This window comes from Paenibacillus sp. sg306046 (genome assembly GCF_059821225.1).
Genome location: NZ_JCAMRT010000016.1, coordinates 66,231 through 88,975 on the forward strand (window position 1 = coordinate 66,231; position 22,745 = coordinate 88,975).

At 54.1% G+C, this 22,745-nt stretch carries 24 protein-coding genes and 1 other RNA gene; 13 read left to right on the forward strand and 12 right to left on the reverse strand.

Going from position 1 to position 22,745, the window contains the following annotated elements:
- Nucleotides 1-193 precede the first annotated feature (193 nt).
- The 5 genes from AC6ROY_RS16975 to AC6ROY_RS16995 all read right to left on the reverse strand — a co-directional run bounded on the left by AC6ROY_RS16975 (nucleotide 194) and on the right by AC6ROY_RS16995 (nucleotide 6,169).
- Complete coding sequence (locus AC6ROY_RS16975; protein WP_500101763.1) at nucleotides 194-1,282, reverse strand: efflux RND transporter periplasmic adaptor subunit; 1,089 nt, start codon at nucleotides 1,280-1,282, stop codon at nucleotides 194-196.
- 28 nt (nucleotides 1,283-1,310) lie between these two features.
- On the reverse strand, nucleotides 1,311-2,678 hold the full coding sequence (locus tag AC6ROY_RS16980; RefSeq protein ID WP_500101764.1) for an ABC transporter permease: 1,368 nt from the start codon (nucleotides 2,676-2,678) through the stop codon (nucleotides 1,311-1,313).
- A complete protein-coding gene (locus AC6ROY_RS16985; protein WP_500101765.1) occupies nucleotides 2,675-3,367 on the reverse strand; it encodes an ABC transporter ATP-binding protein in 693 nt (230 codons plus the stop codon). Before AC6ROY_RS16985 ends, AC6ROY_RS16980 begins: the two co-directional genes overlap by 4 nt.
- Before the next feature lie 239 nt (nucleotides 3,368-3,606).
- On the reverse strand, nucleotides 3,607-4,797 hold the full coding sequence (locus tag AC6ROY_RS16990; protein ID WP_500101833.1) for an MFS transporter: 1,191 nt from the start codon (nucleotides 4,795-4,797) through the stop codon (nucleotides 3,607-3,609).
- Nucleotide 4,798: 1 nt separating this feature from the next.
- Entirely contained in the window at nucleotides 4,799-6,169 is a 1,371-nt protein-coding gene (locus tag AC6ROY_RS16995; RefSeq protein ID WP_500101766.1) for a multi antimicrobial extrusion protein MatE, read from the reverse strand.
- 146 nt (nucleotides 6,170-6,315) lie between these two features.
- On the opposite strand from AC6ROY_RS16995, the gene AC6ROY_RS17000 reads away from it, so the two are divergent.
- The 7 genes from AC6ROY_RS17000 to AC6ROY_RS17030 all read left to right on the forward strand — a co-directional run bounded on the left by AC6ROY_RS17000 (nucleotide 6,316) and on the right by AC6ROY_RS17030 (nucleotide 11,975).
- Nucleotides 6,316-6,633 (forward strand): hypothetical protein, encoded by a 318-nt coding sequence (locus tag AC6ROY_RS17000; RefSeq protein WP_500101767.1) that lies wholly within the window; start codon nucleotides 6,316-6,318, stop codon nucleotides 6,631-6,633.
- 66 nt (nucleotides 6,634-6,699) lie between these two features.
- A complete protein-coding gene (locus AC6ROY_RS17005) occupies nucleotides 6,700-7,302 on the forward strand; it encodes a hypothetical protein (RefSeq protein WP_500101768.1) in 603 nt (200 codons plus the stop codon).
- Nucleotides 7,289-8,365 (forward strand): tetraprenyl-beta-curcumene synthase family protein, encoded by a 1,077-nt coding sequence (locus AC6ROY_RS17010; RefSeq protein ID WP_500101769.1) that lies wholly within the window; start codon nucleotides 7,289-7,291, stop codon nucleotides 8,363-8,365. Before AC6ROY_RS17005 ends, AC6ROY_RS17010 begins: the two co-directional genes overlap by 14 nt.
- Before the next feature lie 90 nt (nucleotides 8,366-8,455).
- Nucleotides 8,456-9,421 (forward strand): 6-phosphofructokinase, encoded by a 966-nt coding sequence (gene pfkA / locus AC6ROY_RS17015; RefSeq protein WP_500101770.1) that lies wholly within the window; start codon nucleotides 8,456-8,458, stop codon nucleotides 9,419-9,421.
- A gap of 211 nt (nucleotides 9,422-9,632) precedes the next feature.
- Nucleotides 9,633-10,172 (forward strand): NADPH-dependent FMN reductase, encoded by a 540-nt coding sequence (locus AC6ROY_RS17020; protein WP_500101771.1) that lies wholly within the window; start codon nucleotides 9,633-9,635, stop codon nucleotides 10,170-10,172.
- A 25-nt stretch (nucleotides 10,173-10,197) separates the two neighbouring features.
- Complete coding sequence (locus tag AC6ROY_RS17025; protein WP_500101834.1) at nucleotides 10,198-10,902, forward strand: uracil-DNA glycosylase; 705 nt, start codon at nucleotides 10,198-10,200, stop codon at nucleotides 10,900-10,902.
- 11 nt (nucleotides 10,903-10,913) lie between these two features.
- Nucleotides 10,914-11,975, forward strand: coding sequence for a hypothetical protein (locus AC6ROY_RS17030; RefSeq protein WP_500101772.1), 1,062 nt, complete (start codon nucleotides 10,914-10,916; stop codon nucleotides 11,973-11,975).
- A gap of 176 nt (nucleotides 11,976-12,151) precedes the next feature.
- Here the strand turns inward: AC6ROY_RS17030 and AC6ROY_RS17035 are convergent, their stop codons facing one another.
- Nucleotides 12,152-13,327, reverse strand: a complete 1,176-nt coding sequence (locus tag AC6ROY_RS17035; RefSeq protein WP_500101773.1) for a putative glycoside hydrolase — start codon at nucleotides 13,325-13,327, stop codon at nucleotides 12,152-12,154.
- Nucleotides 13,328-13,478: 151 nt separating this feature from the next.
- On the opposite strand from AC6ROY_RS17035, the gene AC6ROY_RS17040 reads away from it, so the two are divergent.
- Nucleotides 13,479-14,642: an MFS transporter gene (locus AC6ROY_RS17040; protein ID WP_500101774.1), complete on the forward strand. Its 1,164-nt coding sequence runs from the start codon at nucleotides 13,479-13,481 to the stop codon at nucleotides 14,640-14,642.
- A gap of 31 nt (nucleotides 14,643-14,673) precedes the next feature.
- Here the strand turns inward: AC6ROY_RS17040 and tatA are convergent, their stop codons facing one another.
- From tatA to AC6ROY_RS17065, 5 genes are all read right to left on the reverse strand, one after another.
- A complete protein-coding gene (gene tatA, locus AC6ROY_RS17045) occupies nucleotides 14,674-14,916 on the reverse strand; it encodes a twin-arginine translocase TatA/TatE family subunit (protein ID WP_500101775.1) in 243 nt (80 codons plus the stop codon).
- 133 nt (nucleotides 14,917-15,049) lie between these two features.
- Nucleotides 15,050-15,244 (reverse strand): hypothetical protein, encoded by a 195-nt coding sequence (locus tag AC6ROY_RS17050; RefSeq protein ID WP_500101835.1) that lies wholly within the window; start codon nucleotides 15,242-15,244, stop codon nucleotides 15,050-15,052.
- 163 nt (nucleotides 15,245-15,407) lie between these two features.
- Entirely contained in the window at nucleotides 15,408-16,241 is an 834-nt protein-coding gene (locus tag AC6ROY_RS17055) for a YitT family protein (RefSeq protein ID WP_500101776.1), read from the reverse strand.
- A 13-nt stretch (nucleotides 16,242-16,254) separates the two neighbouring features.
- Nucleotides 16,255-17,088: a DUF4247 domain-containing protein gene (locus AC6ROY_RS17060; RefSeq protein ID WP_500101777.1), complete on the reverse strand. Its 834-nt coding sequence runs from the start codon at nucleotides 17,086-17,088 to the stop codon at nucleotides 16,255-16,257.
- 49 nt (nucleotides 17,089-17,137) lie between these two features.
- Nucleotides 17,138-17,689 (reverse strand): DUF4178 domain-containing protein, encoded by a 552-nt coding sequence (locus AC6ROY_RS17065; protein WP_500101778.1) that lies wholly within the window; start codon nucleotides 17,687-17,689, stop codon nucleotides 17,138-17,140.
- Nucleotides 17,690-17,953: 264 nt separating this feature from the next.
- Between AC6ROY_RS17065 and cshA the strand changes: the two genes are divergently transcribed.
- From cshA to AC6ROY_RS17090, 5 genes are all read left to right on the forward strand, one after another.
- Nucleotides 17,954-19,549, forward strand: a complete 1,596-nt coding sequence (gene cshA / locus AC6ROY_RS17070; RefSeq protein ID WP_500101779.1) for a degradosome RNA helicase CshA — start codon at nucleotides 17,954-17,956, stop codon at nucleotides 19,547-19,549.
- A 126-nt stretch (nucleotides 19,550-19,675) separates the two neighbouring features.
- Nucleotides 19,676-20,515 carry a YesL family protein gene (locus tag AC6ROY_RS17075; RefSeq protein WP_500101780.1) on the forward strand — a complete coding sequence of 280 codons (840 nt, stop codon included), beginning with the start codon at nucleotides 19,676-19,678 and terminating at the stop codon, nucleotides 20,513-20,515.
- A 67-nt stretch (nucleotides 20,516-20,582) separates the two neighbouring features.
- Nucleotides 20,583-20,764: non-coding RNA, 6S RNA (gene ssrS / locus AC6ROY_RS17080), on the forward strand.
- Nucleotides 20,765-20,803: 39 nt separating this feature from the next.
- Nucleotides 20,804-21,460 carry a fructose-6-phosphate aldolase gene (fsa, locus tag AC6ROY_RS17085; RefSeq protein ID WP_500101781.1) on the forward strand — a complete coding sequence of 219 codons (657 nt, stop codon included), beginning with the start codon at nucleotides 20,804-20,806 and terminating at the stop codon, nucleotides 21,458-21,460.
- Between the two features lie 221 nt (nucleotides 21,461-21,681).
- The gene (locus AC6ROY_RS17090) at nucleotides 21,682-22,071 is read left to right on the forward strand and encodes a DUF1499 domain-containing protein (RefSeq protein WP_500101782.1); all 390 of its coding nucleotides are present in this window, start codon (nucleotides 21,682-21,684) and stop codon (nucleotides 22,069-22,071) included.
- A gap of 87 nt (nucleotides 22,072-22,158) precedes the next feature.
- Here the strand turns inward: AC6ROY_RS17090 and tpx are convergent, their stop codons facing one another.
- On the reverse strand, nucleotides 22,159-22,662 hold the full coding sequence (gene tpx / locus AC6ROY_RS17095; RefSeq protein WP_500101783.1) for a thiol peroxidase: 504 nt from the start codon (nucleotides 22,660-22,662) through the stop codon (nucleotides 22,159-22,161).
- Nucleotides 22,663-22,745: the final 83 nt, after the last annotated feature.

A 22,745-nucleotide genomic window follows, 5' to 3' on the forward strand; every position in this document is an offset into this window, starting at 1 on the left:
GGAGCTGCGCACGCCGTTTAGCACTTGGTGCTAAAGCTACGAACCTATTATAGCGGTCTCTGATGGAAATGACAATCCGGGCAAAGCTGCTCTGCTGGAGCGTACCGCTCAGAGCATTGCGCTGAACGGCTTCAGCAATAGGCGGATTAGGCGGATTAGCCGGGATTAGGTAGAATAGTTGAGGTTAGGCGGCTTACTGAATGACAATCGTATCGCCTTCCGTCAAGCCTTCGATTATTTCCGTCTTTTCCGGCGTTTCAACGCCAAGCTTGACAATCCGCTTCTCCACATTGCCCGGTGACGTTTCCAGCATGACGTAGTAGTTGTCCTTCTCGCGTTGAACCGCGAGCGTCGGGATGACGAGCACGCCCGTTTTGTTGTCCGTCTGAATAGAGGCGGTCAAGCTAAGTCCGGCGATCAGCTTTTCGTTTGGCTCAAGCGAAATGACGACCTCGAATTGGGCCGCGCCGCTGCTTGCTCCATCACTGCCCGACTTGGCGAACTTGGACAGCCGTTCTACCTTCCCCTGGAGCTTCAAGCCCTTCAAGGCGTCTACGCGCACCTCAACCGGCATGCCCTCGTTGAGCCGGAACAGATCGTATTCGCCGACGGAGGCCAGCAGCTGGAGCTGGGTCAAATCGACAATTTTGCCGATCCGCTCGCCTTCCTTTACCGTTTTTGGCTCCTTGACGGCATCAAACAGGAAAATTCCGTTTTCCGGCGCCGGGAATTGCGCTTCCTTCAGCTTGTCCGATTTCTCGTTCAGCTGCGTGCGCGCGTGCTCCAGATTGATACGGGCTATCTCCTCCTGGATTTTGCGGTTTTGACTTTGTGCAAACCGCTGCTTTGCATCCGTCTCGGAAATGCCGCTCGCATCGGTCGTTTCGGTACCGATTGTCGACTGAAATTCGCCAAGCTTGATCTCCATCTCCTGCTTGCGGGCCGTCGCCTGCAGCTCGGCGATTTCATTGCGCAGCGTCGTGTCCACGAGCCGGAACAACACATCGCCTTTCTTGATCTGCTGGCCTTCCTTCACGTCCCACGACTTGACGTCGCTGGCGAATGGCGCGTTGACGTACGTTTCCTGGCGATAGGACGATTTGCCCTTCACCTCCACCGTGCTGGCGAGGTTTTCACGGGTAGCCTGAAACTTGAGGACGTTGGCCGTTTGCAGGCCGGACCCATTGCTTGGGGGGCCAGGACGGCTTTGTAAGAACAGCACGGCCGTGATGCCGATTACGACAACGACGGCGATGGCGAGCAGCCATTTTTTTTTCTTCATCATCATAGCTCCCTATGGTTAGAATCGGTTATTCTCGCTTGATTGCGGTCAAGGCATCGGTGCGCGAGGCGTTCACAGCCGGATAAATACCGGCCAATACACCGGTCATGATGGCGAAAAACAGCCCTACAGGCAAAATCCACGGACTGATAAATAAAATTTCGTCCGAGCTTGATTGCGAAAATTTCATAATGACGATATTGATCGTCCAGATGACCCAATACGATGTCAAAATACCGATCAAGCCCCCGATTAAGCCGAGCAGCGCCGACTCGATCATAAACATATTGCGAATTTGCGCCAGGTTGGCGCCAAGCACCTTCATGATGCCGATTTGCCGTCTGCGCTGGTGGGTTGACATCGTCATCGCAACTACAATGGAAATGGACGCCACGAACAAAATAAACAGCCCGGCGCCTCCAAAGACGATGCGGATAATCGCCAGCTGCGATTTCATTTGCTCCTCATAATGCAAATTCGTTTGGGTGCTTAGCTTCAGCTTCTGGATCAGCTGCTCTGTATCCTTGACGTGCGCGCTGCTGCTCAGCTTGACCTTGACCATCGAAAAGTCGGCGTTCCCCGCGCCTTCGTCGCCGGGCCGCGCCTTTCCGCCGTTGGCCTCAAGCTGGGCTTCCGCCAGCCGTTTGCCGAGCGCCGGGGAAACATACGCTTTTTTATCAAAGCTGACCATTTCGTCGGAGCGGCCTTCCGGCTTTTTGACGATACCGACGACGCGGACTGTGATGCCCTTCGGCTCGCTGGACGACTCGCTGAATCTCTGCGGCACTAGCGTCACCATTTTCTGGTACAGCGGCAAGGTGATCGTTTGCTGTCTGCGCCAGGCGTCCCTTGCCTCTTGCTCATTCTCATACGATACAGGCTGGTTGCCGGAAGCCTGGGCGTCCCGCAGCCCCATCATAGCGCCGTAGGTCAGGATGATCGTATTTTCCAGATCGGACGGTCCGCCCTGCTGCAGCTCGATGCCGAAATCGCCCAGCGTATCCAGCTCAGTCGCGTTGATTTCCTGCAAATAGCCTTCCTTATTGTCAAACTTCAGCTGGAAGCCGTTCAGATTGCGATAGCTGGCCACGCCGGTTACATGGGGCAGTCCCTCGATCGTATCAATTTTCGACTTGGTCAGCTCGTAGGGCTTGGCCGCATTCGGATCGCCGCTTGTCCCGGTATTTGGCCCGTTGCCGGCTGTCACCGAAATTTCGTCCGACTTGAGGAACTCATACATTTGCTGCTGGCCGAATTTATTGATCGACTCTCCGAAGGAAAGCGCGACAATAATCGAGGAGGAGCCGATGGCGATCCCCATTGCGCACAGCGTCGTTACGACGATCCGGCGCTTGAGCTGATCCCAGCCGAGCCGGAGATGATCACTAAGCTTCATTGGCGCTCACCTGCCCAAGAGCTGTCCTCGACCAGATAGCCGTCGCGCAGCTGAATGACCCGCTGGGTGCGATGCGCGACCTCCAGCTCGTGCGTCACAATGACGAAGGTGAGTCCCAGCGTCTGGTTCAGCTCGATCAGCAGATCAATGATCTCTTTCTCGGTTTTCGTATCCAGATTCCCGGTGGGCTCATCAGCGAACACAATGGTCGGCATCGTAATAAGCGAACGGGCAATGCTGACCCGCTGCTGCTGGCCGCCGGATAGCTGGGAAGGAAACATTTCGGTTTTTTCGCCGAGACCGACCTTGGCAAGCAGCTCCATCGCTTTCTCACGGCGCAGCTTAGGCTTCATTCCCTGGAAGACGAGCGGCAGCTCGACGTTTTCACGAACGGTCAGATGGGTGATCAGCTCGTAGGATTGGAAAATGAAGCCGATGTTCGTCCGCCGAAATTCGGCAAGCTGGTTTTCGCTCATCTGTTCGATGGCGCTGCCATTGATAAGAATGCTTCCGGATGTCGGCTTCATCAGACCGGCCATCAAATTCAGCAGCGTCGATTTGCCTGAGCCTGAGCTGCCCAGCAAAGCGACGATTTCGCCCTTATGTACCTCAAACTGAATGTGATGCAGGACAGGCGTGTCCTCATTGCCATTGCGGAAGCTGTGTGACAGCTGATTAATGACAAGCATATAATCGCCTCCGTCATCTTGCGAATTAGTATTTTGGAATGCCTTTGGGTTAAGACGTGAAAAAAACAGGTAAAGTTGCAAAAATAAAGCGGGATGAAGAAAAATGTAAGAGATTTGCCACGCGCCCACGTTCAACAAGCTTCTTGCCGACATGACAAAAGCCGCTTATCCCTCCTGTAGAAGAGACGAGCGGCGAAGTGAAAACCCTGCACGAAGCTGCATAGAATTGGAAAGTGTGGCTACAGCGGAAGATCGTCGGAGCCGCCGGCGGCCGATTGTCTGGCATGCAGCACAAGGAAGCCGACCAGCGCCGCCAAGGCAAGCGCAGCCGCCGTGCCGTACATCGCATGGGGGCTCCATGTGTTGAACACCCAGCCGCCGATGATGCCGCTGAGCAGCCCGGCCAGCCCTGACCAGGTCATCGCAAACACGGCCTGCCCGCTTGCGCGATACTGGTTTGGAATGACACTTTGGATGTAGCGGATAGCTGTAAATAAAAAGATGCCAAACGATATGGAATGCATCAGTTGAATAGGGATGACCCACAGCGGATTGTCCACGAAGGTCATCAGCAGAAAACGAACGCCGTAGACCAAGCTGCTGATCGCCAGCAGCGGCAGCTCCTTGTACCGGTGACCGTATTTGCTGAGCAGGAAAAAAATCGGAATTTCACTGACGGCGGATGCCATCCACGACCAGCCGACGATCGTCGGGCTTGCGCCAAGCTGCTGCAAATATAACGCGAGGAAGCCGTCGTTCATCCGGTGGGAGATCGACAGCACCAGCAGCATGATCAGGAACGGCAGGAAGCTGCGCGACATAATGATCGGCAAGAAGCCGGAGAAGTCGGGCCGCTTGAACTGCGAGTCGCGGGCATCGCGCAGCAGGGAAGCGAGCCCCAGCGAAAAGGCCAGCGAGCCAAGCGCCAGCAGCGGCGTCAGATCAGCCCCGAAGCTGCGCAGCAGCTCGCCAAAGCCGATGGCAGCGACTGCGAAGCCGATTGACCCCCAGACGCGGAAGGAGGCATAGCTTTTTTTCGTTCCGCTGATCGTGAGCAGCGTAAGGCTGTCTGTCAGCGAAATCATTGGCTGCTGGAAGAAAAAGAAGGCGGCCATCAAAACCATGAGCAGCGCGAAGCCGTCGATGCGGAACATGAAGGCGGCAACGAGCAGCTGGCCAACCAAAATGAGCAGCAATATTTTTTTGACCGTCTGGTATTTGTCGCTCATCAGTCCCCAGAACAGATTGGATACGATGCCGATCATCGGACCGACCGAATACAGCAGCCCGATCTGAACGGTCGTATAACCTTTGTGCTGAAAGTATAGCGGGAAGTAGGAGACGATCAGCGCCATCATCGTAAAGAAGGAAAAGGTAAACCCGCGCAGGATCATATCCTTGCGCGGGGCAGCTGCTGCAGTGGACGACATATTATTCACTCGTTTCTTTCTTGGATTGAATCGAAGCATTGGAGCCGGAAGCGCCTAACGCTGCAGGCTCAAGACCTGAACGGCGCGCCGCCCTGAGAATAAGCCAGACGACGGCTGCTTCCGCGACTACGCCAAGCGACTGGGCAAGCGCGCCAATCATGCCGTTCCAGGATGGTACCAGCAGGACGCTCAGCAGCAGCGCCAGCAGCGTCGTGCAGACGTTGGCCGACTGCGACCAGACCATCGCACCCGTCTGCCTGCGCAGCATAAGCAAGCCGTTGCCGAAATCGAGCCACGGAAAAATAAAGGTCAGCAGCATAAACACCCGCAGCGTGGACAAGGAGGCGTCCATCAGCCGTTCATTGACACCCATCACATGCCCCATAAACCAAGGGCCGAGCGAGGTATAGGACAGCAAGGCGAGCAGCAGAGTCGGAATCATCGACACAAGCAGCGTAAAGCGCAATACGGTGACGGCATCCTTGCGGTAGAAATTCAACACAATCTGGTGAACGTAGGAGAAAAAGCTTGTCACCAGGTTGGTCAAGCTGGCGGCAATCGCAAACGCCGCGATCGACAGCTGGATATCGCTTGTTTTGCCGAGAAAAGCATTGATGGATGGAGCCGCAATGATGGCAATAATGGACGAGAAGAGCAGCGGCTTGTAAAAGCTGAAAATTTGCCCGGGCCGTTCAATCGTATGATCGGGTTTTTTTTCCGGAATATGATGCTTGAGCAGCGACCGCCCCTCCCATACGCTGACGATGGCCTCAATCGCCATGCCGACGAGGAAAATAATGGCCCCGACTGTTCCACTGGTGACGCCGGTGCGGATAAAATACAGCGAAAGCATGTACATGGCGAGCAGCCGGATGCCCATGCCGATCGTCAGCCACTTGGTCCGCATATTAAAAATAATGACGCCATGGAACAGGCAGCGGATGCCGGAGAAGATGCTGACAAACATCAGAATACGGAACACGTCCAGCATCGGTCCGAGCATGCTCTCGTCAGCGCCGAAAATATGCGTAAACAGCCACGCTCCTGCCGGAGAGTAGCTGATGGCAAGTCCGATGGCGAAGATGGAGCCAAGCACATAAAGGCTCACGACAGACATCGCCCTGAAGGAAATGCGGTCGCGAACCAGTGCGGAGCAGGTTTGCCGAAGCAGGACGGCCGGACGTTCCGTGATGCCCAGAATACTCATCGGCAAGGCGTAGCTGGCAATAATAAGCTCCGGATGTGCGGAACGGGCCAGCGTACTGTTAATGATAACGTGGGAAATCGTGACAAGGCTTGCCGAAATGCCCAAGGGCAGGAAGAAGGCAAGCAATTGTCTGAAGGTTAGGCGTTGATGCTCAGGTTCACTCATAGCAGTCCCTCTTTTCACACAGTTCTCACATTATAACACGAACCGGTGAAGCAGGGGGGATAAAAATTTGGCTTTCCACTGGAACGAAGGTCCTGTTTCTGTTACATTAATAAGAAAAGCAAAGCGAGAAAAGGTGGTGCGTGCGCATGACCGATGTTTTTGTGTGGGACGAGCGGCTCGGCATTCCTGTACCGCAGCTTCGCCGTGAGTTCGAAGCCTACTCGGATGCGGAGCAAGCCGCTTTGCTGCTTCGTTGGGAGGAAATCCGCGGTACGATTCCCGACCGGATCAAGCGGATCGAGCAAGTCATCATCCGCAAGCAGGGGCAGCTGGACCAGGAGGATGACTTCGTAACCTCGTGCAGGCTGAACAGTGAAATTGCCGATCTGGCGAGCACGATCAATGAGCTGCACCTCTGGTTCCGCGTTAATCAGGATATGGAAGCTCAGGCGGCCCATCATTGACCGGCTGACTTGACACGTTACTCCGATGGAAGACCACTATAAGCGCTGCACCGGGAGGTTGGAATTGTGAAATGGAGTGAAAGCTTCGGCCGGATCGCCGCACAGCTGGCCCAGCACAGCCCTTCCTTGTATCCCACGGAAGAGCTGGACGATCTGACAAGTCTGAAGATTGCCAAAATTCCTGTCGATGGATTCACAGGCGAAGCGCATAGCGGCGCGCTGGCGGTAAAGGCCGGTCTGCTGCTGCTGAACGAAAGCTTGGATGAGGCTCATGAGCTGGCCCAGTCGCTGTCGACAAGGGAAGGCAGCTATTGGCACGGGATTATGCACCGGATGGAGGGCGATTACCCGAATGCGGCCTACTGGTTCAGCATGGCGGGCGGTCATCCGGCACAGGAAATATGGGCAACTCGCATCCGGGGGAAGCTGGAAGCGGCAGCGGACGGATTTGGCAGCGCGACCTTCGCCCGGATGCTGGAGGCTTGGGCGGCCGCTGGCCGGTTTGATCCTTCAGGCTTCAATGACATGGTTGAGCAGCAGGTGACGCGAATTCGCAATGAACGCGTGGAACAATGGCTGATGGATGTGCAGAAGGAAGAGATGCATGCCCTGCTCCAGCGCTGCTACACGCTGAGCGGTGGGGAAGGAGCCTGGTTTGAGTCTCTTTAGCCCAAGCACCGCTGTTCCGCGCGGTCCGTTTGGCTTGATCGCAAGAGTATACCGTTACGTGCTGCCGGAGGTGCGGGAGCAGCTGCGCGCATGGCGGGGACGAGCGGACGTTATGCCGGACGAGGAGCTGCGCAAGCAGGCGGTGGACAGCATGACCTCCAAGGAGTTTCACTGCATCGGAGGCGCCGTCTATGCGGCGGCCAATCCGTCGATGCGCCATGTGCTTATTCCGTTAATCGTGGCCTTCCAGACGATCAGCGATTATTTGGACAATCTGTGCGACCGCAGCACCTCGCTCAACCCGGATGACTTCCGCAGCTTGCATCAGTCGATGCTGGATGCGGTTGATCCGACTGAACCGCTGCATGATTATTATGCATACCGTCAGGAGCGGGAGGACGGCGGTTACTTGAACGAGCTGGTCAAAACATGCCAGGCGTCGATTCGGCTGCTGCCCGCTTATCCGCTTGTGGCGAGCGATGTGCGTGAGCTGGTCGGCTTATACACAGACCTGCAGGTGTACAAGCATATCCGGCCTGACCTGCGGGAAGACGCGCTGCTTGCTTGGTGGAACGTTCACAAGGAACGGTTTCCAGCCATAGAATGGAATGAATTCGCCGCTGCGACCGGCTCGACGCTCGGCGTGTTTATGTTATTTCTGGCCTCTTCGCAGACGGGGCTGCGCCATGAGACGGTGCATGCGATTCGCGAGGCTTATTTTCCTTACGTGTGCGGGCTGCACATTCTGCTTGATTACCTGATTGACCAGGAAGAAGATAAGGCGGGCGGCGATTTGAATTTCTGCAGCTATTATCCGAGTCTGGATATGACGGTTGACCGGATTGCGCGCATGGTCGGTGAAGCGAAGCGCAGACTGGAAAAGCTGGATGACCCGGCCTTCCATCATATGATTGTGGAAGGGCTGCTGGCGCTTTATTTATCCGATCCGAAGGTTAGCAAGCAGCAGGAGGTCAAGCGAATCTCCAGGCAGCTGATGAAGGGCAGCTCGTTGATGCGGTTATTTTTTTTGGTGAACAGCGTCTGGATTCGCATGCGGTCCTAGCGTTCTCCGGGTTTACGACGGTTGTTATAAGCTACATATATAGATGGAGACCTACACAGACATGGCAACTACGATAAGGAGGAAACCAGCATGACAGTAAAAAAAATTGCCGTTCTCACGAGCGGCGGCGACTCACAGGGTATGAACGCGGCAGTCCGCTCCGTAGTCAGAAGCGGCTTGTATCACGGACTTGAGGTGTTTGCGGTGCAGCGCGGCTACTCCGGCCTGATTAACGACGATATCCGCCAAATGGACCTGCGGAGTGTCGGCGATATTATTCAGCGGGGCGGCACGATTTTGCAGACGGCGCGATGTAAGGAATTTATGACGCCGGAGGGTCAGCAGATCGGCGCCGATAACTTGCGCAAGCGCGGTATCGACGGTCTTGTTGTCATCGGCGGAGACGGCTCCTACCAGGGCGCTAACAAGCTGAGCAAGCTTGGCTTCAAGACGATGGGCTTGCCGGGTACGATTGACAACGATATTCCGTTTACGGACTTTACGATCGGCTTCGACACGGCTGTCAGCATTGTGGTAGATGCGATCAACAAAATTCGTGACACGATGAGCTCCCACGAGCGTTCCTCGGTGGTCGAGGTCATGGGCCGTCACTGTGGCGACATCGCGTTGTATGCGGGTCTGGCGAGCGGAGCGGAAACGATTCTTATTCCGGAGGTTCCCTATGATCTGGATGAGATTTCCAGTCGGATGTCGGAAAACTTTGCGCTTGGCAAACGTCACAGTATTGTGATCGTAGCCGAAGGCGTTGGTAAAGGCGAAGACATTGCCCGAGGCATTACGGAGCGCAATGGCATCGAGCCGCGTGTAACCGTGCTTGGCCATATCCAGCGCGGCGGATCGCCGACGCATAATGACCGTATATTGGCGAGCAACCTGGGCGATTTTGCTGTCCGGAAGATGATCGAGGGAGAGTCGGGTAAAGCTTGCGGCATCATCAAGGGTGAGCTGGTGCTGACGGACATCGACAAAGTGGTGAACACGAAGAAAGAAGTTAATATGGATCTGTACGAGCTGGCGAAACGGCTGTCGCAATAATTTCGTCGGGATGCTTGGCCAGAGCCGATCACAGCGGGGTCTCTCAAACGGGAGGCTCCGTTTTTGCCATGAGAGTCGCGGCGACGGAGCCGGAGCTGCCGCTTGCAAGCAGGTGCGGGCCGGGCCATCACGCGTGCAGGCACACGGCAGCAAAACTTGCCAATCTAGCTTGATTCCGCTAGGATGGGAGATAATGGAGGGAGCTGGAAGAATGAACATTACAATTGTGACAGGCAGCAATCGGCGAGAGGCGACAAGCACACAGCTGTGCCGGTACTTGGCAACGATTTTGCAGGCGGAAGGCGCACAGGTAGAGCTGTATGATTTATATGAGAAGCCGCTTCCTTTTTATGGTGCGGATGACGAGCAGGTCAATGAGGCGGTCCAGGCATGGAAGGAAAGTTTGAACCGGGCTGACGGGATTGTGCTGGCTACGCCTGAATATCACGGCAGCTTATCCGGCGTGTTGAAAAATGCGCTTGACTTTGCAGGCTTCGACCAGTTTGACGGCAAGCCGGTGCTGTCGGTATCGTCGGCAGGCGGAGCCGTCGGTGTCAGCTCGCTGCAGCAGCTGCAGACGATCGTGCGCAATTTGCACGGCATCAACTGCCCGGAGTGGATCTCCATCGGCGGCGCCCAGCGTTTGTTTACGGCTGAAGGGGAGCCGGAGGATGCCAAGCTGCGTGAGCGGCTGCTGCGGACCGCTGCTTATTTCAGAAAGATGATCGGGCAGCTCCGTTCATCGTCATAGAGGAGGGAGCGCCTTGGCGGTCCATTTGGCTAACGACTGGGAGGAGCTGCTGAAGGATGAGTTTCAGCAGCCGTATTATTTGGAACTGCGTGAATTTTTGAAGATGGAGTATGGCTCACGCACGATTTTTCCCGATATGCATGACATTTATAATGCGTTGCGGCATACCCCGTATGAGGCGGTCAAGGCCGTTATTCTCGGTCAGGACCCTTACCATGGCTCAGGGCAGGCTCACGGGCTAAGCTTCTCGGTCAAGCCTGGCGTGCCCGCGCCGCCATCGTTGCAAAACATGCTCAAGGAGCTGCGCGACGATATCGGCTGCCGGCTCCCGGACAACGGCTGCCTGCTGCCGTGGGCTGAGCAGGGCGTGCTGCTGCTGAACACGGTGCTTACCGTACGGGAGGCGTCCGCCAACTCCCATAAGGGCAAAGGCTGGGAGCGGTTCACAGACCGCATCATTTCATTGCTGAATGAACGGGAGAAGCCGATTGTGTTTATTCTCTGGGGCAGTCACGCCCAGGCAAAGCTGCAACTGATCACCAATAAGCGCCATCACATTTTGCGCAGCGTGCATCCGAGCCCGTTGTCGGCGCATCGCGGATTTTTCGGTAGCAAGCCTTACTCGCAGACCAATGCGTTTCTGAGTACGCTGGGCAGCGAGCCGATTGATTGGCAGCTTCCGGATCTGGGCGTGCAAGTCGTACCTCGCGCAGCAGCCGGCAGGCGTTAAGGGGCGGAACGATGACTGTTCAACGAATACCTCGTCCGCTCTGGTTTTTAACGGCTGCATGCGTAATTGTGCTCATCGACACATGGATTGCACATACGGCCACGAGTGATCGGCTTCTAGCTTACGCGGTGCTTATTGATTTTATGATCGTTGTGCCTGTGCTGGGCTGGCTACTATGGCTGCGGCCAAACGGTAAGCGGTTATCCGGGATCGCGGTGCTGCCGCTGGCGGGAGCGGGACTTGCGTGGATCGTGCTGCCCGGCCCGCTGAAAGGCTTGTTCTGGCAGCTTGCATGGCCTATTGAGCTACTGATTATTGCGACGGAGTGCTGGCTGCTTATATTTGAAGTCAAGCTAATGATCCGGGTCATCCGTAAGGCCAGGGCTTTGACCCTAGAGGGGGAAGAGGTTCCGCAAGCGCTGCACATAGCAATAGGAGAGGCAGTGGGACACGGCAAATTGGCCGCTATCCTGCGTCATGATGCGCTGCAGCTATATATGCTCTTTTTTTCTTGGAGGCGCAAGGAGGCGGCGGCTTGCGCGGCAGATCAAGGTAGCTTTACTTACCATCGCCAAACAAGCCGGGTGCTGTACGCGTTGATGTTCACGAAGCTTCTGCTGCTGGAAGGGATCGCCGTTCATCTGCTGGTGCAGCAGTGGTCGCCGGTGGCAGCCTGGGTGCTGACCTTACTGGATCTGTTGCTGCTGGCTTGGATCTGGGCGGATTGTCGGGCGGCGGTACTGCTGCCGGTAAGGTTTACAGCCGATCGTGCGCTTCTGCGCAACGGGCTTAGTCTGGAAGCCGACATTCCATTAGCCGCGATCGCCGATATTCAAACTGCCCGGGAGTTCACGCAGGCCCCGGAAGAGGCGAGAATGGCGGCAGCGCCTCTTTTCGGCACTGCCAACGTACGGATGGAGCTGCGGGAGCCGCAGCAGATTGCTGGATTTTTATTTTTGCCGCGTCAGGTTCGGGTGATTTATCTTGCGTTGGATGCTCCAGACGAACTTGCCGCAACGTGGCGGGATCGGATCGAGAAGGGTTACGGGGCCCCGAACTTAAATCAAAGATGAACACGAACGAATAGTCGGCGTACAGGGCAGATGAGCGCTTGAGACAACAGGGCATCCTGGGACTGAAAGGAATCGGGGCGACTGACTGACTAAAGAGACATCCGGACTGGGAATGCACCTCCCGGCCCGGATGTCTCTTGATCATTCTTATAGAGGAATGCTGCTAACGGACAGGATCATTTGTACGAAACGTCCGGCGTATACGTATTTACGGCGTTCCACAGCAGAAATTCCTCGACGCCGTTATCCTTCAAGGCGCGAATCTGGTCCTCAAGCTGCTGCTTGCCGTACTTGATATGACCAGGCACCCAGGAGGCCGTGAAATCCTGAATCCAGGGGCGGATGACGGGCTTGAGGGAATCCAGCGGGTCCAGCTTCTTGTGGGTATCTTTGGTTGCACCCGCAATGGTCTGGTACGGAGCGGCATCCGGCACCTTGGAGCCGTACCAGCCGGTGGAATAATGGCTCGGATAAATCATCGGTGAAATGACATCGACGTTTTGCGAAATTTTCTGGAAATCCTGTCCGATGCCCTCGGCGGCCGGAACCGCGGCTGCATAGCCAAAAATATCAACAGACACACGTACGCCAAGGGGCGCGAGCTGTTCATGGGCATACTTCACGAAGCCTGCCACCGCATCAATTCGCGGACGCCCATCCTTCGTATACTGAAGCGTATCCGCACGCTTCTCGAACCCTTCCGGGAACCGGACGTAGTCGAACTGGATTTCCTTGAACCCCGCTTTGGCCGCTTCCTTGGCCACCTCGATGTTGTAGTCCCACACTTCTTTCTGGTACGGATTCACAAAGCTGTCCGGCGGATTTTTACCGTTGTTCCACAAGCTTCCGTCACCATTCATAAAGGATAAATCAGGCCGTTTCGTTGCCAGAACGGTGTCTTTGAACACGACAATCCGGGCAATCGGATAAATATCATGCTGCTGCAGCGTTGTCATCAGCTTGGGCAGATCAGCGATAATTTTTTTCGAGGTGTCCATCGCCTTCAGCTGCTCATTGTCTGTGTTGTACGTAATATAGCCCCAGTCATCCTTGATATCAATGACCATCGCATTCAGCTCCGTATCGTCCAAGAGCTTCAGCAGCGTGCTCATCCGCGCGCCTGCTGCGCTGTGCGCCGTGACGTAAACGCCCTTCACCTTGGGCGCATCCGGCTGCGGGTCCAGCTTGGCAGTTGGCTTCAAGGGATCGGCTGAATTGTCGGTTGACTGTGTCTGGGCGACCGTGCGGTTGGCGTCTACAGAAGCCTGAGCGACCTGCTCGAACGTCACATGGGGATGATCCGTGCTTACCCCGCCCCAGGCCATCAGAAATGCGGCCAAAATAAGTTCCATGCTCGTCTCTCCCTGCTGAATTGTGATACGATTCCTTACACACTCTATCATTATAATAAACTCTATCTGCGTCCGATAGATAAGCTTTGAAGAAATTTGCGGAAATGTGTTACAATCGCGACAGATAGAGATGAGTGATAGGAAGGGTGCCATGAACAAGCAGCTCTTGACTTTAAGAGGTCTCAATTTTTCTTACTATGCGACAACAGGAGTGCTGAACCCGTTTTTGCCGCTTTATTTGGGCGAACGCGGATTTACGGCCTCACAGATCGGGCTATTGATGATGATCGGACCGTTTGTGACGATTTTCGCGCAGCCGATGTGGGGCTATATCAGCGACCGCTACCAAATGATCAAGGGGATCATTTTATCGCTGTGGGCGATGACCGTCGTATCCAGCTTTGGCGTATTTGGCCTGGACGGTTATGTCAGCTCCTTTATTTGTATGCTGCTGCTGTATTTCTTCATGTTATCTTCGACGCCGCTGCTGGATTCGTTGACGCTCAGTATCGTTAAGCCGATCGGAGCGACGTACGGGTCGGTACGGATGTGGGGATCGGCAGGCTTCATGCTGCTTGCGGTGTCCTCAGGCTTTCTGCTGCAATCGTTCGGCGGATTAAGCCGCTTGCCGTACTTGTACTGGCTCGTCTGGCTGTTCCCGCTTGTAATGCTGCTGCTCGTGCGGCATACAAAAACGCAGGGCGGCAAAATTGTACCGTTGTCGGCGTTCGTAAGCCTGCTGCGCAATAAACGTTTCCTATGGTTTCTGCTGCTCGTCTTCCTGCTGATGCTGCCGCACCGGATGAATGATTCGCTGCTGGCCCTTCACTTGAAGGATCTGGGCGGCTCCGATATGCTGATCGGCTTGGCCTGGGCGCTTGCGGCCGGAAGTGAAATTCCGACCTTTGCTTTGTTCGGACGTTATTTATCCAAGGTGCATGAGTTGGCGCTGCTTGGCGTCGTGGCGGTGCTGTATACGATCCGGTGGCTGCTGTTCGGATTAATCGACGATCCGTTCCTGCTGACCTTGCTGCAGGCAACCCATTGTGTGACCTTTGCGCTGTTCTGGATTACATCGGTCCAATATGTCGTGCGTCTGGTGCCGAGTCATCTGCAGTCAACCGGACAGTCGCTGCTGTCGATGGTATTTCTTGGTCTGGCGGGCATTGGTGGGGGATTTGCGGGCGGATATGTAAAGGATGCGTTCGGAGGAGGTTCCATGTACTTATTCGGCTCGGCCGTCGCTGCACTGGCGGCAGTGCTGCTGCTCGGCACGCACGCGTACTGGCGTAAAAAAAACCATCCGGCTACATAAGCCGGATGGCGGACGGCAGATGAGGTTCTGCCTACTTGGTGGCGTTGGGAGCAGCCGGATCGTTTTTAGCCGGAGCAGGCAACTCAGACTTGGAAACCTCCAGCGCTTCGCGTTTCTCCTCCGTGCTGGCGGCGGAGTTGCCGTTTGTTGCATCCTTGAATTCACGAAACATTTTGCCGAAGCCACGGCCTAGCTCAGGAAGCTTGTTAGGTCCGAAGAGCAGCAGCAGCACAACAGCGATCAAAATAATATGCCAGGGAGAAAGGGCGCCCATCAAAAATCCCTCCAGTTGGTCAAGTTGCTTACTTACTTCCTAGCATACCATACAACGGCACTTCTCATAAGGCAAATTTTTTAAGATTAATCGAACTTTTTTCGGTCTGCACAGGGAAAAGACGTCCCCTTCTTTAATGAAGGTAGACGTCTTTTTGATGTTCCGAAATGCTGTATTGAACGATCTCCATCACATCTTCCGTGTCCAGAGCAGCTAGGCCGTGGCGCAGCAAAATCTCGGATTCCAGCTCATGGCGCTTGAGGAATGGAACTAACTCGGGCGTTAATTTCATGACAATTGTTGACAGCTTCACCGTTTCCACAAGCATCACCCTTCCCGTCGTCATCTGGTGCGTAAGCGAATCAGGAGCGACTTGCGAGCCATACAGGCCGAGCAGGGAAAGCATAAGCATGAAACTAAAGCTGGTCTTATTATACCATAACCGGATGGCGAAAACAGGGGCAATTATAAGGTCCGTTCGCTGTGCGCGGCTAGCTGCGTCGAAAAAAGCCCATGACGCCGACCGTTTCGGTAATGTTGACGAACGCCTGCGGGTCCCATTTGCGGATCAGCTGCTGCAAATCGGGTAGCTCGTAACGGGTCGTTACCGTCATCAGCATATGCTGCGTACGCTTCGTATATGCGCCTTCCGTTTGAATGACGGTTACCCCGCGCTGCAGCTTCTGCATTTTGGACAGCAGCAGCTCGCCCTTCTGCGTGACGATAAACACGGTTACCTTCAAATGACGGATGTGGATCGTGTCCATCACTTTGCCGGTAATAAAAATTGAAAGCATCGAATAAAGCGCCGGGTCCCAGTCCTGCTTGAAATAACCAAGCATCGCAATGATGCCGCCGTTCAGCGCAAACAGCACGGTTCCGAGCGGGAAATCGCGCTTGCGCGTCAAAATCGAAGCGATAATATCAATTCCTCCGCTGGAGCCGCCTGCCCGCAGCACGATGCCGGTTCCGATGCCGATCAGCACCCCGCCGACGACACCGGACATGATGGGCTCGCTGGATACGGCCGCGACGGGAATGAGCCGCATAAACCAGGTCGTCAGCACAACGGCAATCGCGCTCAGCACGATGAATTTACGTCCGATCGAAATCAGTCCCCAGATCAGCACGGGCAGGTTAAAGAGCAGAAACAGCAGCGAAATATCGTAGCCGGTAAAATAGCCGACAATCATCGAAATTCCGGAAAGACCGCCGCTGAGCAGCTGATGCGGAATAATGAACAAGTTAAAGCTGGATGCGATAAGGGCGGAGCTGAGCGCTGCCGTTAACACAGGGCCCGTCCACGAGCGCTGAAATCGAGACATAACAAGTCATCCTTTATTTTCGTTTAAATGAGCCGCTTCGCTTGCTAGTGCTCGGTGCAGAAGAAGACCCGGACGACGGAGCCTTATAGGTAGGCTTGGAGCCGTCGTTTTTGCGGGTTGAGCTGTCGGTGCTGCCCGTTTTTCCTGTGCTTCCCGTCGAGCTGCCGCTGCCGGTGCTGCCCGCTTTTCCTGTGCTTCCCGTCGAGCCGCTGCTGCCAGTGCTGCCCGAGCTCGCTCCCGAATTCGTGCCGGGCGTGGTGAAGGTGCCCTTCCGGTCCGAGGTGGTGGGCGTTTGTTGGGCTGGTGTCTGCTGGGCCGGAGTTTTGGCCGGCGAGGTCGACGAGCCCGGATACGGCACCGATTGATATTTACCGTAATCATCGTACCGTTTGCTTGAGTTGTATCCCCGATAATCCGTGCCCCGGCTGCCGCTTCCGCCCGACCAGCCGCCGCCGAACAGCGATTGCAGCAAGGTGGCCGTTACATACCCTTGCAGGAAGGAGGAGTCGTAATTATCCTTTGCATACTGGATCGAATCCAATTCAACAAGGGTGGAGTTTTCATGCTCCGGATCTTTCTGAACGTGAATGATTTTGCTGTCGTACACAAGGAACATGCGATCCTCGGATTCCTTGCTGATTTCGTTCGGCATTTCCTGCTCCGCCAGCTCCTTGGCTACAGCCGGAACGCTTTTATCCTGTACCGCGTATATTTTCGCTGTGCTTTTGCCGCTGCCCTGCACATCGACGAGCGAGTAGTTTTCCTTGATAAAATTGCTTGAATCGCCACAGCCTGCAAGCAGGGTCAAGACGAGCAGCACAGCCAACCATTTGGACATACGTTTCATGGTGCGAAATCACCTCCCAGGTTCAGCCTGTTGTCGTGTAGGCGTCCGCTTAGGAGAGAGGCGCCGCTCCTCCCGAAGCGCTAAGAAACTTAATGAGTCCGGACGGGGTCCGCGAGCCTTCCATCGCCACATATTTGCCGTCCTGCCATTGCAGGAAAAAGTAACGGTCGCCGCCGCCCATATACCGCCAGATCAGCACATCGTCACCGGAGCGGAAATCAGTCCGTCCTTCGGTTCTGACTTTATCTTTCCGGTTGTGCTCCAGATCATACGTGGCGTCGTCGCCCAGCTCAAGCCGGGTCGGCACATCGCTCGGATCATCCAGCGAGCCCTCCACGAATTCGCAAATAAAACATTCGTAGGTGCGGCCCAACTCAATCAGCAGGCAGCTGATCTGCTTGCCGTTCTGCAAGTAATACGCGATCCGGTGAGGGGCGAAGCCGTGATCAAAGTATACCACTTTACCCGACACCACGTACTCCTCCAGGTCAACGTTCACAATGTCGCCTACTTTCGTATCCAGCAGCGGGTCTTTGGCTTTCACTTCAGGCGCCGCCTTGTTGCTTTTCCATATATCGCTGACTCGTTTCCATATGGACATAATTTTGTCGCTCCTTTTGGTCAATGGCTCATAATTGTATTATATACGATATTAAAGTTTCGCGGGTTTCATTTTCAGGGCTTGTGGAATATAATCGCCGCTTGTGATATAATACTAAAGATATTCTTAAGTACGGCCTTGACTGTTCATTATTGACACAGCTTGAGAAGTGTTTCTCATGAAGAGAGTAACTAAAGAAAAGATAGGAGTCGCACTTAAGTATATAAACCGAGAACCTCAAAGTAAAAAGGAGAATGAAATCATTTGAAAACGTTTAGTGAATTTGGTTTGGAACCGAAAGTATTGCGCGCCATTACGGAAATGGGCTTTGAAGAATCGACGCCGATTCAGGACAAAGCTATTCCCGTAGCGATGGAGGGCCGCGATTTGATCGGTCAAGCACAGACGGGAACAGGGAAAACCGCCGCATTCGGAATTCCGCTGATCAACAAAATTGACATTAAGGAAGAGCGGATCGTAGCGCTGATCATGTGTCCGACACGCGAGCTCGCGATTCAGGTTGCCGAAGAAATCGAGAAGCTCGGACGGTTCAAGGGCATCCGTTCGCTGCCCATCTACGGCGGTCAGGATATCGTGAAGCAAATCCGCGGCCTGCGCAGAAAGCCGCAAATTATTATCGGTACGCCGGGACGACTCCTTGACCATATCAACCGCAAAACGATCAAGCTGGATGACGTGCAGACCGTGATCCTCGACGAAGCGGATGAAATGCTGGACATGGGCTTTATGGAGGACATTCAGTCCATCCTGCGCCTGGTGCCGGAAGAGCGCCAAACGATGCTGTTCTCGGCTACAATGCCGGTTAACATTCAACGGCTGGCTCAGCAGTTCCTGAGAAATCCTGAGCATGTTTCGGTTATTCCTAAGCAAGTCAGCGCTCCGCTGATCGAGCAAGCGTATATCGAATTGCATGAGCGCCAGAAGTTCGAAGCGCTGTGCCGGCTTATTGATATGGAGTCCCCTGATCTGGCGATCATCTTCGGACGCACAAAGCGTCGTGTCGATGAGTTGTCCGAGGCGCTTCAGAAGCGCGGTTACTCGGCTGAAGGCTTGCATGGCGACCTCTCGCAAAACCAGCGCGACAACGTAATGCGCAAATTCCGCGACGGCAGCATCGAGGTGCTGGTTGCAACGGACGTAGCGGCACGTGGTCTGGACGTATCGGGCGTAACGCACGTTATCAACTTTGACCTGCCGCAAGACCCTGAAAGCTACGTTCACCGGATCGGTCGTACCGGCCGTGCGGGTAAAGAAGGCGTTGCTTATTCCTTCGTGACGCCGCGTGAGATTGATCACCTGCATTTTATCGAGAAAATTACGCGTCACCGCATTACCCGCAAGCCGATGCCAAGCCTGGCTGAAGCGATCGAGGGCAAGCAAAAGCTGACAGCCGAGCGTGTGCTTGAGGTGTTGGAGAAGGAAGAGCACAACGAATACAAAGGCTTGGCGATTTCTTTGCTAGAGCAGCATGATTCCGTGCATTTGCTTGCGGCAGCGCTCAAGCTGCTGACAGGCGGGGACAAGAAGGAAGTCGATATCGACCTGACTCCGGAAGATCCGATCCGTGCGAAAAAACGCCGTCCGGATGTACGCTCAAACGGTCGCAGACCATCCGGCTCCTACGGTACGGCAGGCGGCGCACGCCGCAATGACCGCCCTTATGGAAGCGGTGGAGACCGTAGCGGCAACCGCCGTGACGGCGGTCGTCAAGGTGGCGGCGGCTATCGCGATAACCGCGATTACCGTGGACGCTCGGACTCCCGTCCTGAAGGACGCAGCGACTACCGCGGCGGGCAATCCCGTCCAAGCAGCCGTCCGAACGAAGAGACGCTCGTTTAAGTTCGGCACGTCAAAGCAAGCCCGTTTGGGCTTGCTTTTTTAACATATCAGAATGGATGTAACCGTTTTGACCATGGCGAAGCCGGATGATAAAATAAGGGAAGTAGATTGAAGGAGGCGTCTCTGTTGGAATTTAGAGGAATCATGGGTGGGTTTTACCGGATATCCGAGTGGATTATGCGGTTATCGGTCATCAACGTGCTGTGGATTATTTGCGGCCTGCCGTTTTTTCTGGCGTCACTTTCGCTTTTTATCCCGACGGCCACGGAAAGCAATATTTATTCCGGCTTGATTGTAATGGGAGTTTTGGCACCGTTTACTTTATTCCCGTCAACGGCGGCCATGTTCAGCGTAGCCCGCAAATGGGTAACGGGTGATGAAGATGTGCCCTTGTTCAAGACCTTTTTTCGCGGCTTCAAATCCAATTACGTGCAGGCGATGCTTGGCGGGCTGATTTACGCTTTGTTTGCGGTCATCCTGATCGCCAATTTTAGGTATTACGGCAACCAGGCGGGCATGTTTGGTCTGCTGCGGTTTCTGGTGCTGTCGATTTCGATTATGCTGATCATTTCCATGTTTCATTTTTTCTCGATTTTGACCCATCTGCATATGAAAACTTTCCAAATTATTAAAAACGCGGTGCTCATTACGATTGGCAGCCCGGTTCGTTCGTTGTCGATGATCGCGGTTAACGGGATTATTTTGTATGTGAGCTTTGCCGTATTTACGTTTCTGATTCCGTTTTTCATGGGCAGTCTGATGGCGATTTCGTCGTTCTGGCATTTCAACCTGATTTTTGGCAAGCTGCAGGAGAAGCAGCAGCAGCTGGTCGCCAAGCAGGACAACGAAGAGGTTGACGAGCTGACTGAGCAGGAGGCGGTGCTGGCGGCCGAGAAGCCGAAGCGCGACGAACCTTCGGTTTACGCAGCGAAGCCGGAAGCGGACGAAAAACGTGATCCGTCTTGAGTATGAAAAAAGGATGGAATTGTCAGGTTTACAATCGAACCTGATTGGACTATAATAAGGCTACAACAAAATCCTGCGATGTACGTTTCGGTTTTAACGTTGTTTTGAACCAATGACTGTTTCTCGGGAGACCTACATTGGATCGCGGCTGACATGCCCCCGAACGGGGACTTCAAAACCGATTCTGCGGACACCCACCTGCTTAGGCAGGTTCGAGACACGGAACCGGACGGCATATGCGGGTTTTTTTGTGTCCAAAACTCGAGATACGTAGAAGGGATGTAGGAAATGAAGCTGTTCATCGACACGGCCAACGTAGAAGATATTCGCAAAGCACATGAACTTGGAGTGATTGCGGGCGTTACGACCAATCCTTCCCTGATTGCCAAAGAGGGAAGAGATTTTTTTGAGACGGTCAAGGAAATCGCGTCAATCGTTGGCAACCTGCCAATCAGTGCGGAAGTGATCAGCCTGAAGGCTGATGAGATGGTAGAGCAAGGCAAGAAGCTCGCAGCTCTTGGCGACGGCATCGTTGTCAAAGTTCCAATGACGGAAGATGGATTGATCGCAACGAAACGGCTGACGGAGCTCGGCATCAAGACGAACGTCACGCTGATTTTCAGCTCGACGCAAGCCTTGCTGGCTGCACGCGCTGGCGCAACCTACGTGTCGCCGTTTGTTGGGCGTCTGGATGACATCAACCAGGTCGGGATGAACCTGATTAAAGAAATCAGCCAAATTTTCCAGGTACATAACATTTCTTCGGAAATTATTACCGCAAGCGTAAGAACGACGACGCATGTAATTGATGCGGCTTTGCTTGGCGCGCACATCGCGACGGTTCCTTACAAAGTTATTCAGCAGATGGTTCGTCATCCGCTGACAGACAGCGGCATCGAGCGTTTCCTGAAAGACTGGGAAGGCGCGTCGCAATCGGTATTCTAAATTAATCCTTCAACAGTCATTGTCAGCCGCATCGGTTCCCGCCGTTGCGGCTTTTTGTTCTGAGGAGGCGGGAACTTGCAAGAAGCAGTTTGCCGGGCGTGTAAGCTTGACACTTTTTGCAGAAAAAGCGCTTTCCCTCTTTCTCTTCCATCTAAACAGTGTTATGATAAAGGATAGTGTACACCGGAATAGATATGGAACTTCGTATGGGAGGGAATGTGTTGCTACAGCGAACCTTAATCGGTCTGATCCGCAGCCATGAAACGACGGGAGATAAAGCCAAGGATCCGCTGCTGAAAACCCGTTATTATAAATTGTCCAAGGATGAGGCTTGGGATGAAGTAATCAACATGTTTAAGAAGCTGAACGGGTACAAGCTGCTGCACGAGGTTCGCAGTGTTGGAGAAATTGTACTGGAGAAACGGACCATTACAGGCCGTACGCAAGATATTACGGTCACGCTTTTCGGAATCAATCCGTTGAAAACGGCGATTGACGCCTACTCAGCCTCCAGAGGATCGCTGGGTGATCTGGGTTCCAATTACCGGACGATTCTCGACATATTCAAGCATATTGATCGAAAACTGGCTGCCTACAAAATCAATGAATGAGAATGCTCCGTCAGGCTGCGCTTACAGATACGCAAATAAAAACAGCGTGGGCTCCACGCTGTTTTTATATTTGTGTCTGATCCGGGATTAAACGAGCTTTTTCACAGCTTCAACAGCTGCTTCGAAGTTCGGGGAATCCGTCATTTCGCCGAGGTATTCCACGTATTGAATGTTGTCGTTGGCGTCGATGACAAAAATGGAGCGCATCAGCAGGTGAATTTCTTGAATCAGCACGCCATAGTTTTTGCCGAACGAGTGGTTTTTGTAGTCAGACAACGTGATTACTTTGTCGATGCCTGCAGCGCCACACCAGCGGGATTGCGCGAACGGAAGGTCGTTGCTGATGGTCAGGATGACCACGTTATCGCCGAGCTTGGCTGCTTCTTCATTGAAACGACGGGTTTGCGCATCGCAAACGCCAGTGTCCAGGGAAGGCACTACGCTGATCAGCTTCACTTTACCGGCATAATCGGAAAGAGATGCAGTTTCAAGCAGGTTTTTGTTCACTGTGAAGTCAGGTGCTTTGTCGCCGACTTGCAGCGTCGGGCCGACCAGTGTGATAGGGTTGCCTTTCAGGGTAGCTTGTGCCATGTGTACATGGGCCTCCTTAGCGTTTGAGCAAAATTTGGTAGTTCACCGAGTATTATTATAAGCTTTTAAGGGAGACCTTGTCC